Genomic DNA, 14,733 nt, shown 5'->3' on the forward strand with positions numbered 1-14,733 from the left:
TTCTGTCCCGCCCTATGGCATGGTGTTACTTCGAGAGGGATCGTAGTGTTGACATTTAGAAGGTCCGCACAGCGGACCCTACGTCAACCATATACCAAGGCTTGTCCACCAGGATTCTCACAGATTTTTTCGTTTTTCATCTACGAAATCTGTGGATTGAAAGCGAGCTTGATTCACGACCATTGCCTTACTCAGGGTTGTGTACGCAGAAAACGCCGCTCCACCGGATACGCAAACACATCCTCCAGATACCCGTTTCGGATGACCTCCTGGCGCCGGCGCCACCAGGCGGCATCCAGCAGCTCTCGGTGGTATTCCAGGAAACACGCACGGATGCGGGGATCCGGGAGTAGAAAGGTCGCAAACTCCTCCGGGAAGACATCCCCCGGCGCCGGCGTATACCAGGGCTCATCCGCCAGTTCCATCTCCGGAAAGGGTGCCTCTGGAATTTCTCGGAAGTTGCACTCGGTCAGATAACAGATCTCGTCATAGTCGTAAAAGACTACGCGACCCTGGCGGGTAACACCGAAGTTCTTGAACAGCAAGTCGCCCGGGAAGATATTCGCGGCGGCCAGTTGTTTGATGGCATCGCCGTATTCCCGGATCACATGCCTTAGCTGCCCCGCGTCCGCCGTCTCCAGATAGAGATTGAGGGGACGCATGCGCCGTTCGATATACAGGTGTTTGATAATGACCTGATCACCCTCGATCACTAGGCTGTTCGCCGCCTCCTCCCGGAGCTGGGTCAGCAAGGCATCGGAGAAACGCTCCCGCGGGAAGGCGACCTCGGAGTACTCCCAGGAATCCGCCATCCGTCCCACGCGATCGTGCAGCTTGACCAACTGGTACTTCTCCATGACCGCCTCTCGGGTCGTCGTCTTGGGCGGCGGAAAGCGATCCTTGATCATCTTGAACACATAAGGAAAGGACGACAGGGTGAAGACGCACATCACCAGGCCGCGGATGCCCGGCGCTACCACCAGATCGTCGCTGGAATAGTGAAGGTGCTTGAGGAACGAGCGATAGAATTCGGCCTTGCCGAACTTGTGCAGGCCGATGGCGGTATAAAGCTCCGCCTTGCCCTTGTGGGGCATTAGCGGCCGTAGGAACTCCACGATCGCGGCCGGCACCTGGGTATCCACCATGAAGTAGGCACGCGAAAAGCTGAAGATATCCCCGATCTCATCGCTGCCCATAAGCAGGGTGTCCACATAGAGACCACCCTCCTCGTCGTTCAAGATCGGAATGACGAAAGGAATCTGATCGGCCCCGTTGATGGCCTTACCGATGATGTAGGCGCCCTTGTTGCGATAAAAGACCTGCCTGAGGACCGCAAGCTGGAAGTTCTCACGCCTGTCCCTTCCACTCGGGAAGCGGGTCCGGATGGCGCGGGTGAGATTGCGCACATCGGCCCAAACGTCGCGGAAGGGCAACCGAAATCCGAAGCCGGACAGGATCTCGCAGACGACCTGAGCGAAGCCGTCCCGGGTCGGATAGTAACAGCGAAAGCTGGGGGTCTCCGACTCCAGGTGCTCGGTGGATATCACCGGCCATACGAAGATGAATTCGTTATTGTAATAGGTGCGGTGGAATAGGTGACAGAAGACCGAATTGTAATAGGTCTCCGCCAGCTCCGGCTGGCGGTGTTCGGGCAGCAGGCGCAGGTATTCCACCTTGACCCGCCGCCACAGGCGTGCGTCGAGGTCTTGGATGCTAAACTCGGAGCGCAAACCGGCGATGGTCTCGCCCACATGTCGGTCGTAGTAACCGATGCGCTCGCGGGCGGCGCGCTGCACTTCCTCCCAATCCGCATCCTCGAACCACCGCCTTGCCCCCGCGGTCGTCATCCGATACCACCGGTAGTGGCGATTGAACCCGGAATGGATCGCCCTAGCGATCTGCTTTGCCAGGACCCATGCCATCGGGTTACCCGTTAGTCGTGAAGCGCCCGAAATTGGAGTCGTTGGAGCGTCTTGGGGGCTGCATTCACGAAAAGATCAGTTCTGCCTGCTTTGGGGTCTGGAGCCACTCCGGAAGCCTCGGCATCGGTAGACTTGCAAGTTCACTCGGTTCCAGCTTGTGCAATCCCCCACCATAGGTTCTTCCTCCGTTAATTAAGACTTGCTTTTTGAGGTTATTCAGGCAATCGAGAAGTTCTTCCATAGCATCGTTAAACTGCACATCTGCCGGATCGAACTGGTGAATATGAGTCAGGGTCACCCTGCGGAGAAGATACTCTCGGAGGACACGTCCGTAGTTCACGGAGAGAAACTCGCTGGGGATCAACCAGGATGCGACCGCATTTGGTGCAAGTAGATGATGGGAAAGAAGGATAAAGTAGACGTACAGACCGCTTAATCCGCTGGGATTGAGACCTAGCTCGGATCGGACGCGACCCTGTAGAACCGATTTAACGGCTGACGGGATATGGTGGTGTCTTACATAGGGGGGATCTGTGCATAGTAGGCTGAATGTACCACGATTCTCCGGTAGTTTTGTGAAATCAAGGAAATTTTGGTTGATGACCCTAAACGGGGCGTCCGGCCATAGCTCACTGGCAATAGATGAATACCCAGCATCAAGCTCGATTCCTGATGCTTGTTTTATTCGTTCCTTGTCGGCACCAGCTTCTATTGCACCGAAGAAAACTCCTGTCCCTAATGCAGGTTCGAGAAAGCAAATATCACGATTACCGTGAAAGTGTAACGAATGCTTTACAATATCCCGTGCAAGATCAAAAGGTGTCGAAAATTGCCCAAGCCGATTGCGTTCCTCCTGCGTCCTGCAATCATCGATTTCCTTCTGTTTTATAACCGGAACATTCACCTTCTGTTTACCACTACTTCCCACTGCAACATTGAGACGGAACGTGAAGAAGCCTGGAGAAAGATGCCGTGCATCATCAATACTAGTTGGCGAAAGGTACCTGTCAGGTACCGGTATTTTTGAAGCTCAAGCCACTTCTGGATCGATTCCAGTTGGCGACGTTCCTGTATTCGACGCCGCACTCCTAAACCTCGAGCGCCTCCACGGAGACCAAGATGCCGTCCTCGTCGCAATAGATATGATCGCCCGGCCGGAAGCAGACCCCGGCGAAACTCACCGGGATGTCCCGCTGCCCTTCCCCCCGCTTCTCGCTCTTGCGCGGATTGGCGGCCAGCGCCTTCACCCCCAGCGCCATACCGACGAGTTCGACCGTATCCCGCACACAGCCGAACAACAGCACCCCGCGCCAGCCGTGCTCGACGGCGCTGGCCGCGATCAGATCGCCGAGCATCGCGCAGCGTAGGGAACCGCCGGCATCCACCACCAGCACCCTCCCCTCCCCCGGTTCGCCCAGAACGGCCTTGACCAGGGAGTTGTCCTCGAAGCATTTGACGGTGGCGATAGGACCGCAAAAGCGGGCGTGACCGCCGAAATCCCGGAAGATAGGGTCGCAGACCCGGACCCGGTCACCAGAGTCGTCAAAGAGATCGGCGGTTTTGAAGGTCATGGGGCTGTCTGTCAGGAGGCATCATCTGTCCCAAGCTAAATCCGTTCAAAAACGAGTCTATGATCCGGCGGGTCTTGACACCCACAGCCATGCCGCACCGCGGACGCCGCTGGAATCCCCGTGGATGGGGGACCGTAAGTCGATATGGGTTCCGTCCGAGAACAGGTACCGGCCAATGAGCTTGGGTACCTCGCGGTAGAGCCGATTGAGGTTCGAGAGTCCGCCGCCGAGTACGATCACGTCCGGGTCGAGAAGGTTAACGACGCTGGCGAGTGCTCGGGCCATACGGTCCTCATAGCGCCGCAAGGCGGCCTCGGCTTCCGGGTCATGGGCCGCGGCGACGATCTGTGGGGGCGTCAGGTGGCGTCCCGTGGTCCGCAGCAAATCACTGGCGAGTCCCGGCCCTGACAGGAAGGTCTCGATGCAACCTCGTTTGCCGCAGTGACAGGGTGGTCCCGGCAGCTCGTCGTCCCGCGGCCAGGGCAGGGGATTGTGTCCCCATTCGCCGGCGATGCGGTTGGGTCCGGTGAGCAGGCGGCCGTTCACCACGATGCCGCCGCCGGTACCGGTGCCGATGATCACGCCGAACACCGTGCCTACCCCACTGCCGGCGCCGTCTACCGCCTCGGAGAGGGCGAAGCAGTCGGCGTCGTTGGCCAACCGTACCGGGCGTCCCAGCATTTCGGCCAGATCCACATCCAGGTGTTTCCCGTTTAGCCATACCGAGTTGGCATTGCGCATGCGGCCGGTAAAGGGAGACAAGGAGCCTGGGATACCGACGCCCACGGTGCCGCGTGCGCCGGTCTCCGACTCCACCTTGGCGACCAGCGCACCGATGGTGCGCAGGGTCCCGGCATAATCGTTGCGCGGGGTTTGCATCCGGTGGCGCGCCCGCACCCCCTGATCGGCGTCCAGCGCGATGACTTCGGTCTTGGTGCCGCCCAGATCAATTCCGATGCGGATTTCGCTCATATTGCCCGGCTTGTCCTATTGTTGGCTTATCTCTAAGAGGCTGTCTGGTTAAAAGCAATCCTGAATTGTTTGGCGCTGTTTGGGGGACTTGACATGTTGCGTTCAACGCCCAACGGCTCGTTGGTCTACGGCCAGGCCGGTGCCGGCGTCTTAACGCAACCTACACCCACATGATCCCCCGCGCGGCCTGCACGCGCGGACCTCGCCTTAAGTGTAGGTTGCGTGGCCTAACGCAACACGACGCTAGGCTCCGTTTTAACCAAACAGCTTCTAACCCCGACTAAACATTTTTTTAAGCTGCTGAGCCATTCCCTTAATCTTTCCCTGCATCAGTATTTTCCACCCCCCTTCCGTCTTCTTAAAGGAAACAACCTCCATTGTCTCCATCGTCATGTCTCCCAACTTGGCATGGGTTCGAGCGAGCACATGACGCAGATTTTCTCCTTCAGGGACGGTACCCAAGATATCGACCTGTTTGAATTCGAGCTGACCGAGTTGTTCTGCCTGAGCCATGACCCCCTTGAAAAAGGATGAGAAAAAGTCTGTATCGGACATGGTCTTAAGCGTCGCTTTGGTCATCCCTGGTCCAAAGAACTGGGCCAACATCTGCGGCGCCATTTCGTCCGGCACCTCAGAAAAAAACGACAACATCTCCCTCATATCGCGCAAAGCCGAGGGGTCATAGAGTTCCACAAGCTTATCCCACTGATCTTCCTTCATAAAATCGAAGTAGGATTTCGATAGTTCCTCCGGCGTGCTGGCATAACTTAGTGAGGCTATGAGGAATATGCCGCTGATGACCGCAATGATCTGTTTCATCTCGTTCTCCTTACCTTTGTTTTAGGGGACCTTGAAAAATCACCTTCCCGGCAATTTTTGAAGGCGTGAAGTGATAACCTGATTTCCACTTCGCTCGATCTTTCCAAGCACTTGGATGCCTGGAAAATGGCGGGGCATCCTTGCCCCACATGGACACTTTGAATGTGGTGCCCAAGCACCACCCCTCAGTCGGCTGCATCCGTTGTTCTCGGGGTATCAACTCCGCTCCGTGGTTGCTGCGGACTCGGCGCTGGTCCGAGGTGGCGTGAGATCCGAGTCCAAGCGGTCGCCGGAGGGGTTGGTGAAGCGGTCGTTGAGCGTCTGTACGTAGAGATCGGCGTCCTGCCTCACCTTGCGCAGGCGGCGCCTGGCGCGTGTATTCCAACCGACCGGCGTGCGCGCGAAGATGGTTCGCCACCAACAGGTGTTACGTGTGAAGGCACGGGCCAGGTTACTATACAGGCCCTCCTCCGCGGCTCGGGCGGTCAATGAGCGGGCGACGGATTTCGCGGCCAGGGAGCGGATCCCGAAATGGGCCGCTACGAACAGGACGAAGGCCACAATAATCAGGGTCGGGATCACCCAGGAGGTATCCATGGCACTCTGGAGTGCGGCCAGTCCGTCGCCCCGGAAGATCCAAGCCAGCAAGGCGATCAGGGCCAGACCCAGGACGATTCCGTCGCCCCACAGGGTGCGTCTGCGCCAACGGTCGATTGCCCGCTGGAGAAAGGGTACGGTGCGTTCTTCGATGTCCTTGGCGGTCCTGTCCACGGCGCTGACGATGCGGTAGGCCCGCTCGACTTCCACCTTCTGCATGCGCCTGTGGATCTCCTTCAGGTCTTGGTCCCGCTTCTCCTCATACCGGGCGCGCTTGGCCGCGTCCTCGATGAAGATAGCGGCGTCCGGGTTGTAGATGGTGTAGAAACGCCCGGCGGTCAGGCCCTCCTCACCGATAGCCCGCTGCCAGGCGGCGATTACATCTTCGGGGTTGTCCTCCCGCGCCGTGGTATCGAGTTGATTGAGGATGTACAGGAACTTGCCGGCGTCCGGCCGTTTGATGGTATCGGCGACCAGATGTTTCAAGGTATCGCGCATGGCCCCCGGCTCCGGGTGGCGGGCATCGAAGAACACCAGTACCAGATCGGACAGGCCGATGATGTGATCGGTGATACGCAGCGTCGCCGTGCGCTGGGCGTCGGCATCGAAGCCCGGCGAGTCGATGAGGATCCTGCCCCGCAGCCGTTCGCTGGAGTTGGCCTTGAGCTGCAGGTAGGTGTCGATGCGTTCGCCTTCGCCTTCGGACACCAGCTCGATATCCTTAGAGATCTGATAGAGGGGGAAACGCGGGTCCGAATCGAGGGCAACCCCCGGCAAGGCGTGGTCCGTCGACTCGCGACTGTAGCAAATGACGGTGAAACGGTCGTCTACCGCCTGGTTGCCCGTTCGCTGCAGCTTGCTGCCGAGGAAGTGGTTGACGAAGGTGGATTTGCCGGCGGAGAAGGTTCCGAGCACCGAGATCAGGGGCCACCATGGGATTTGGGTGGCGTAGGATTGGTCCTTCTCGAGGAGACCCATGCCATAGGCAACCCGATCCAGGGTGCGAAAGCTCTGAACCGTACCGAGCAGCACCGGGTTTTCCTGCTCCAGATGGGCCTCCAGATTCTTCAGTCGTTGCTCGACGGCGTTTGTGGAAGGATACATCGCATGGTTCCTCATGGCTTCGAAGCGCGGTCGGGAATCGGGGAAGAGGTTCGGATCCGGTCGACCCTCTATCATATGCTCACTGAATGTTATACCTAAACAGTGTTCGGGACGATACCCTGTTTGTGTTAGTGTCGCTATTTATGTTCACGGGCAGCTAATCGAGTCCTCACGATCGCGCGCACCCGCTTCTCGGGGTGATATCCGGGACCGAATTCCAGCCGATACAAGTGGTTGTCGGCTTCCATTAGGCACCTGATTTGTATGCATTAATCCTTGCCCGTGCTTGCGGGCATCGATTGATTTGGTGATAATTCTTATTTTGTTGCAATAGCAGCTTACTCGGGTAGCAAGGCATATGGGATTAGCGATGGTTCGCGGATTGCTGGTGGTGAGTTTGGCGTTGGCGGCACAGGCCGTTGCGGCGGTGCCTCCGGGCGGCGAGTTCGTGGTGAAGCAGGCCGAGGGGGCCCCTACCGTCTCGGTAGGCGGGACCGTGATCCCATATAAGGAGGTAACCTTCGCCGCCCAGCTGCCGGGACGGGTCAAATACCTTGCCGGTATCGAAGGCGATGCCTTCAAGAAGAGCGACCTGCTCGTCTCCCTCGACGACCGTGAGCTGCTCGCCAACCGCCAGGCCCTGCTGGCCCGGATGCAAAGCGCCGATGCCGCGCTGCGCAACGCCGGCATGCAGTACAACCGTGAGATCTTCGCGCCGCGCTCCCGCACCCCCCCGGGCGGCATGGGCATCCCGAACCTGTTCGACCAGATGTTCACCCGACCCATGGAGGATTTCATGGGGGAACGCTCTCGGGGCGCGGAATTGTCCGCGGATCTTTACTCCTCCGGTACCCAGGTCGAGCAGGCACGCAGCACCCTCATGCGGTTGCAGGCGGAGCTGCAGGCGTTGGATTCCAAGTTGCGCGATGCCCGCAGCATCGCACCCTTCGACGGTGTCATCGTCAAGAAATTCATCGAGGTCGGCGATACGGTGCAGCCCGGTCAACCGCTGCTCAATTACGCCGATGTCCAGTACCTACAGGTCGAGGTGGACGTTCCGGCGCGGCTGCGGCCAGGTCTGCGCGAGGGCCTTATGATCCACGCCGAGCTCGATGTGAACCACCGGCGGGTACCGGCCCGGGTGGCCCAGATTTTCCCCATGGCCGATCCCCAGCGGCATACGGTCAAGGTCAAGCTCGACCTGCCCCAGGGCGTGTCCGAGCCGGGGATGTACGCCAAGGTGCTGGTGCCGGATTTCCAGGCCCCCATGCGCGCCAACCCGGTCATCCCCGAGTCGGCGATCCGCTACAACGGCAGCCTGCCGGGGGTCTATGTGCTCGATGAGCAGGACCATGCCGAGTTGCGCCTCATCCGGGTCGGGGAGCCGCTTCCGGACGGCTTGATCACCGTGCTCAGCGGTCTGCGCCCGGACGAGCGGATCCTGGCGGACCCGCCGCCGGGGGTCGCCGCCGGTTGGTCCACCCAGCAACAACGGCAGCCTGAAGATGGGCATATTGAACGATGAATGAAGACCAGACCCTGACGAGTCCCGAGGGTCGGAAACCCAAGTACACGGATGAACACCTCGGCATCGCCGGGCGCACGGCGCGATTCTTCATCCGCTCCCCCCTGTCGCCTCTGTTCTTTGTCGCGATGCTCCTGATGGGCCTGCTCGGTCTGGTGATGACGCCCCGCCAAGAGGATCCCCAGATCTCGGTGCCCATGATCGACATCATGGTGCAGTATACAGGGGCCTCCGCCCAGCAAGTGTCGAACCTGGCGATGCAGCCGCTCGAGCGCATCATGAGCGAGATTCCAGGGGTCAAGCACGTCTACTCGGCATCCCAACGCAATAGAGGATTGGTCACCGTCGAGTTCGAGGTGGGGGAGCGGATGGGTCCGTCGTTGGTGAAGGTGAACGACAAGCTCGCCTCCAACATGGACAAGATCCCACCGGGGGTCATGCCGCCCTTGGTCAAGACCAAGGGCATCGACGACGTACCCATCGTCACCCTTACCTTGTGGTCGAAGGATCTGGACCAGGACGGCCAGCCGGATGTAGACGACGGGCAGCTGCGCCTCCTCGCCCAGGACGTGCTCCAAGCGGTCAAGGAGGTCAAGGACACGGGCAACGCCTTTATCGTGGGCGGCCGCCGCGAGCAGGTGACGGTGGACGTCTACCCCGAGCGCCTGTCCGGCTACGGCATCAGCCTGGATCAGGTTGCCCAGACCCTCAAGACCGCCAATGCCGAGACCATGGCCGGCGGGGTGGAGTCGAGCGGCGCCCATTTTTCGGTGACCACCGGCTCCTTCCTCAAGAGCGCCGACGAGATCAATCGGCTGGTGGTGGGGACCCACCAGAATGTTCCCATCTATGTGCGCGATGTGGCGCGGGTCGTCCAGGGTCCGGAGGACGCCAAGCAACTGGTAGCCTACTACACGGGGCCGGCCGCACCGGAAGACCTGAAGGCCAATGGAGTGCCCGCGGTCACCCTTGCCATCGCCAAGAAGGAGCTGACCAACGGGGTCACCGTCGCCAACGCCATTATCGAGCGCGTGGAGCAGATCAAGGGCGAGCGGATCCCCAACAATGTGGCGGTCAGTATCACCCGCAACTATGGGGAGACCGCGGACGATAAGGTCTCGGACCTGATCAAGAAGCTGTTCATCGCCACCTTTTTCGTCTTCCTGTTGGTCTGGGGGGCGTTCCGGGCCTTGCGGCCGGCCATCGTGGTGCTGCTGGTCATCCCGGTGGTCCTGCTCATGACCATCTTTACCGCCTGGGTCTGGGAGTACACCATCGACCGGGTGAGCCTGTTCGCCCTCATCTTCTCCATCGGCATCCTGGTGGATGATGCCATCGTGGTGATCGAGAACATCTACCGGCGCTGGCTGGAGGAGGGGCGCACCGACGACGAGACCGCGGTGGACGCGGTGCGCGAGGTAGGTAACCCCACCATTCTCGCCACCTTTACCGTCATCGCCGCGCTGCTGCCCATGGGCTTCGTGAGCGGCATGATGGGGCCCTACATGGAGCCGATCCCGGCCCTGGGCTCGGTGGCAATGTTTATCTCCCTGTTCGCCGCCTTCGTATTCACCCCCTACTTTGCGTTGTCCAAGTGGCTGCGGCCCTCCATGCGCTACCTGGAGACGGCGGAAAGACGTGAGCATAAGGGAGCGGAAAGGCTCGAGAAGGGCTTCCGCAAGGTCCTGACCCCCCTCATCGAGCGCAAGGGCAAGCGGACCCTTTTCCGCCTCGTCCTCTGGGGTATCTTCCTCTTCACCTGCGCCTTCTTCTACTTCAAGTGGGTCCCGGTGAAGATGTTGCCCCTGGACAACAAGCCGGAGTTCTCGGTCGTGATCGACATGCCGGAAGGCACGGCCTTGCCGGTCACCGCCAACCTCGCGCACCGCATGGCGGAAGCGCTGCGTACCCTGCCGGAGGTGACGGCCATCCAGCTCTACGCGGGCACAGCACGGCCCTTCGATTTCAACGGCATGGTGCGCCACTATTACATGCGGTCCGACCCCTGGCAGGGCGAGCTCCAGGTGCAGCTCCTGCACAAGAACGACCGCGAGCGGAGCAGTCACGAGCTGGCGGTCACGGCCCGAGAGATGCTGGCGGAGCTGGCCGAGGAGGCCGGTGCCAATATCGCCGTCGTCGAGATGCCGCCGGGGCCGCCGGTATTACAGTCGGTGGTGGCAGAGATCCATGGTCCGACACCGGAGATCCGCCGCCAGTTCGCGCGTGATATGACCGAGTTCTTCGCCCAGGCCGAGAGTGCCCGCGACGTCGACAACTACCTGCGCGATACCTACGACTATTGGCGCTTCGACGTGGATACCGAAAAGGCAGTACGCCGCGGCATCTCCGTCGATACCATCAATCGCAACCTGGCCATGGCCTTGGGCGGGGCACCGATCGGGGACGTCAAGCAGAAGGCGGGTCACGAACCCATCGAGATCGTCGTGCAGGTCCCGTTGGCGGAGCGTTCCCAGATCGAACGCCTGGGCGATCTGCCGATCCAGTCCAGTGGCGGATTCACCATTCCACTGCGGGAGCTCGGGGCCTTCCAGCGGGTACCCGAGGAGGCCATCATCTACCGCAAGGACCTGCGTGCGGTCGAATTCGTGGTTGCCGACGTGGGCGGTACCCTGGCCGCGCCCGTCTATGCCATGTTCCAGATCCGGGACGCGATGGATACCGCCGGTTATGTGGCACCGGATGGCTCGGTCCCACAGGCCTACTGGATCGGTCCCCCCCCCAACGACCGGTATTCGGCCTGGGAGTGGAGCGGCGAGTGGACGGTCACCTACGAGACCTTCCGCGACATGGGCGCCGCCTTCATGGTCGCGCTGGTGCTCATCTACATCCTGGTGGTTTGGGAGTTCGGCAACTTCCGGATCCCCCTGGTGATCATGGCGCCCATTCCCCTGACCCTGTTAGGGATCATCCCGGCCCACCTGATCATGTTCAAGCTGGGACTGGGTGGTGAATTCACCGCGACCTCGATGATCGGCTGGATCGCCCTGGCCGGCATCATCGTGCGTAACTCGATCCTGCTCGTGGACTTCTCGATCCACGAGGTACAGAAGGGGGTGCCCGTGGCCGAGGCCGTCATCCGGGCCTGTAAGACCCGGACCCGCCCCATCGTGATCACCGCCCTGGCCCTGGTGGCGGGTTCCAGCGTCATCTTTACCGACCCCATCTTCCAGGGCATGGCGATCTCGCTGGCCTCTGGCGTATTGGTCTCGACCCTGCTCACGCTCATTGTGATCCCCTTGGGCTGCGTTGCCGCCAGCAAGGACCTGTGCGAGGTGGCGGCAGCAACCGCACCGGCCGGCACAAGCGTGCCTTGCGCAACGGCAGAGGCCGAGGAGGAACCGAAGATCGAGAAGGAACCCAAGCAGAAGGAGCCCCGGACCGGCATCCTGACCAAGGTCTGGGGCTACCTGGTGGAAGGGATCATCCTAGGCTTCTACCTGATCCGCGGGCTCTTTCTGTTGTTGTACGATTTTCTGAAGGGCTGGGTGAAAAAGAAATGGCCCACGCCCAAGCCACCGGCCCCGCCAGCCGTGCCGGGCGCAGGTGGGGGGGGCCTGTCAGGTGGTTCCGGTACTTCCCCGACCGTTTCGGTTTCGGGATCCGGTAGCGCGCCGGTACCGCCGCCGTCGGACAGTGCCGCGGCGAGGACCGAGCACCCATCGAGCACGCCTGAGGAGACAGCCTCAGTGCCGCAGACCGAGGAGACGGATACACCAGCCGCACGGGAAGAGGCAACCGGTGTTGAGTCGCGGAAGGATACCCTGACCGTCGGACAGGAGTCACGGCAAGGCACGCCGGAGGTTCAGACGGCGCAGGCCGGTACCTCAAGCGCACCCCAAGCGGCCGGCGGGGCGACACCGGCGACTGATGCAAAACCGATGGCAGTGACGGACGCGGCTTCCGATGCAGCGGAGGAAATGGTCTCAAAACCGCAAACCGATCCAGCCGTGACGGCGGAACAGGATGCATCGGCGGCGCAGAGAGAGGCAACCGGCAAAGAGGCCGCCGACGATACCCGCAAGGAGCGGGTTGCTACGGAGAAACCAGTGGCAAAGAAGACCACGGTCAAGCCGAAAACGGTAAAGCCGGCGTCGATCCAGAAAAAGCCCAGGCGGCGTGGCATACGCCTTAAAGCGGATGATGGCCAGGGACCGAGCTTTGACTGATATCAGGGCCTTGATTCGTTCTGCACGGTGACCAGTGCTGCCCTACCAATGGTGCCAAATCGACGCCTTCCAACCCGATGAACAGGGGTGAAACCGAGATGAAGATTGCGATACTGACGATTTGGCGCTCGCTGGCCGTCGGGCTGCTGGCGGCGGCTTCCGGCGCGGTGCTCGCCGGCACCCAGTTCTCCGCCGAGGTGTCCCAGCAGGGGCCCCAAGGAAAGCTATCCGCCGGCAAGTTGTTCGTGGGCGACAAGCGGACGCGCACCGAGCTGTCCCAGCAGGGACAACAGATTATCCAGATAACCGATGAAGGTCGCGGTGTCGAATGGATGCTGTTTCCGGACCGGAAAAAGTACATGGAGCGACCGCTGGGCGGATCGGGAGGTGCAATACCGGGTACGCGCTCGATTCAGGCCAAGGATCCCTGTAGTGGTATGCCGGGACTGACCTGCCGGCAGCTCGGGGAGGAGAAGATCAACGGGCGCATGGCCGTTAAATGGGAGATGGTCGCTTCCGCCTCCCATTCGGAACAGCCCATGAAGAGCACCCAGTGGATCGATAAGGAGCGGGGTGTTCCCCTGCGTCAGGAGATGTCCGACGGGCAAACTACGGAACTCAAATTCGTTGCCACGGAAAAACTGAACGGGCGCCAAGCCGAGAAATGGGAGCTGGTCGCGACCATGCCCGGTCGGCCGGAGATGCGCACCTTCCAGTGGTTCGATCCCGCGCTCGAGCTCACCGTGCGTCAGGAGCTCCCCGGCGGTATGGTCAGCGAGCTGAAGAACATCCGCGTCGGCAAGCAACCCGACGACCTGTTCGAGATTCCTACCGGTTATGAACGTATAACCATGCCTCCGGGTGGACCAGGTGGACCGGGAGTGCCGCCGGCCGGGCCAGAGGGCGGAGCGATTAAACCCTGACCCCGCGGGTCGAGGCCCCAGGGTGTCTTTGCCCCTGTGGTGCGGTATGGTGGCGGGCGGTAACACCCTCGCCGAGAAAAGTGGTCTGTCCCTGAGGTATCCCCATAAAATAGCTTTTGAAAACAATCGGTTACTGAATAAAATAGGGACAGGGAAAATGGGAACAGACCACAGACCACGTTTTCTGCTATCGTTTTCCAACCAAGCGATTACACTTGAGAGTAGGCCCCGCCTTGAGAATGAAAAGGACACCCACTTTGTTTGACATCTTTTCCCTCCCAAACTAAGCTGCCTTTCGACACGGAACCACAGAGAACCTCTCATGACCGCTCCCCGCTCCGTTCTCGTCTCCCTTGAAGACACCCCCTGGTATCACTGTGTATGCCGCTGTGTACGTCGTGCCTTCTTGTGTGGTGAGGATCGGTTCTCGGGTCAGAACTTCGACCACCGCCGCGGTTGGATCGTCGAGCGCATCCAGCAGCTTGCCACCCTGTTTGCCATCGATGTGGCCGCCTATGCGGTGATGAGTAACCACTACCACATCGTGGTGCGCATCGACCGGGGACGGGCCTTGGATTGGTCGATGGAGGAGGTATTGAGGCGTTGGACAGCGCTCTTCACCGGACCTTTGTTGGTAACCCGGTATCTCTCAGAATCACGAGGGTCGATGAGCCAGGCGGAAATTGCCAAGGTTGGAGAGCTTGCCGCGGTCTATCGGGAACGGTTGCATGATTTGTCCTGGTTCATGCGCACTCTCAACGAGCACATCGCCCGTCGGGCTAATGCGGAGGATGGGGTGAAGGGGCGGTTTTGGGAGGGTCGCTTCAAGAGCCAGGCGTTGCTCGATGAGAAGGCGCTGCTGGCGGCGATGGCCTATGTGGATCTGAATCCGGTCCGGGCAGGACTGGCCGAGACGCCGGAGACCTCGGACTATACCTCGATTCAGGAACGCGTCGTCGGCTTGCCGGAGGAGACTGGATCCGAAACCGGCTCGCGGGAGACTGCAACCGTTAAAGATCCTGACACAGTACTCGACGGGGAGCGGTTACGACCGGAGGCCGAGACGCAAATCTTGCCCCAAGCCCCGCTGATGCCCTTTGATGCCACTGCACG

At 60.4% G+C, this 14,733-nt stretch carries 10 protein-coding genes; 4 read left to right on the top strand and 6 right to left on the bottom strand.

Going from position 1 to position 14,733, the window contains the following annotated elements:
- Positions 1-191: 191 nt before the first annotated feature.
- The 6 genes from aceK to BQ17_RS16315 all read right to left on the bottom strand — a co-directional run bounded on the left by aceK (position 192) and on the right by BQ17_RS16315 (position 6,985).
- On the bottom strand, positions 192-1,922 hold the full coding sequence (gene aceK, locus BQ17_RS16290; RefSeq protein WP_089728834.1) for a bifunctional isocitrate dehydrogenase kinase/phosphatase: 1,731 nt from the start codon (positions 1,920-1,922) through the stop codon (positions 192-194).
- 64 nt (positions 1,923-1,986) lie between these two features.
- Positions 1,987-2,826, bottom strand: coding sequence for an Eco57I restriction-modification methylase domain-containing protein (locus BQ17_RS16295; RefSeq protein ID WP_089728836.1), 840 nt, complete (start codon positions 2,824-2,826; stop codon positions 1,987-1,989).
- Positions 2,827-3,010: 184 nt separating this feature from the next.
- Positions 3,011-3,493 carry a ribonuclease E activity regulator RraA gene (rraA, locus tag BQ17_RS16300; protein WP_089728838.1) on the bottom strand — a complete coding sequence of 161 codons (483 nt, stop codon included), beginning with the start codon at positions 3,491-3,493 and terminating at the stop codon, positions 3,011-3,013.
- A gap of 57 nt (positions 3,494-3,550) precedes the next feature.
- Positions 3,551-4,465 (bottom strand): ROK family protein, encoded by a 915-nt coding sequence (locus tag BQ17_RS16305; RefSeq protein WP_218068316.1) that lies wholly within the window; start codon positions 4,463-4,465, stop codon positions 3,551-3,553.
- A 270-nt stretch (positions 4,466-4,735) separates the two neighbouring features.
- Entirely contained in the window at positions 4,736-5,284 is a 549-nt protein-coding gene (locus tag BQ17_RS16310) for a hypothetical protein (protein ID WP_089728840.1), read from the bottom strand.
- A gap of 216 nt (positions 5,285-5,500) precedes the next feature.
- Positions 5,501-6,985 carry a dynamin family protein gene (locus BQ17_RS16315; protein WP_089728842.1) on the bottom strand — a complete coding sequence of 495 codons (1,485 nt, stop codon included), beginning with the start codon at positions 6,983-6,985 and terminating at the stop codon, positions 5,501-5,503.
- Positions 6,986-7,343: 358 nt separating this feature from the next.
- Between BQ17_RS16315 and BQ17_RS16320 the strand changes: the two genes are divergently transcribed.
- The 4 genes from BQ17_RS16320 to BQ17_RS16335 all read left to right on the top strand — a co-directional run.
- Positions 7,344-8,510, top strand: a complete 1,167-nt coding sequence (locus tag BQ17_RS16320) for an efflux RND transporter periplasmic adaptor subunit (RefSeq protein ID WP_089728844.1) — start codon at positions 7,344-7,346, stop codon at positions 8,508-8,510.
- Positions 8,507-12,697 carry an efflux RND transporter permease subunit gene (locus BQ17_RS16325; protein WP_089728845.1) on the top strand — a complete coding sequence of 1,397 codons (4,191 nt, stop codon included), beginning with the start codon at positions 8,507-8,509 and terminating at the stop codon, positions 12,695-12,697. Before BQ17_RS16320 ends, BQ17_RS16325 begins: the two co-directional genes overlap by 4 nt.
- Positions 12,698-12,795: 98 nt before the next feature.
- Positions 12,796-13,620, top strand: coding sequence for a LolA-like protein (locus BQ17_RS16330; protein WP_089728847.1), 825 nt, complete (start codon positions 12,796-12,798; stop codon positions 13,618-13,620).
- Positions 13,621-13,942: 322 nt separating this feature from the next.
- Positions 13,943-14,733: transposase (locus tag BQ17_RS16335; protein WP_176722480.1), on the top strand; the 791-nt coding region annotated here is incomplete at its 3' end.

Source organism: Candidatus Thiosymbion oneisti (assembly GCF_900092655.1).
GTDB classification, from domain to species: domain Bacteria; phylum Pseudomonadota; class Gammaproteobacteria; order Chromatiales; family Chromatiaceae; genus Thiosymbion; species Thiosymbion oneisti.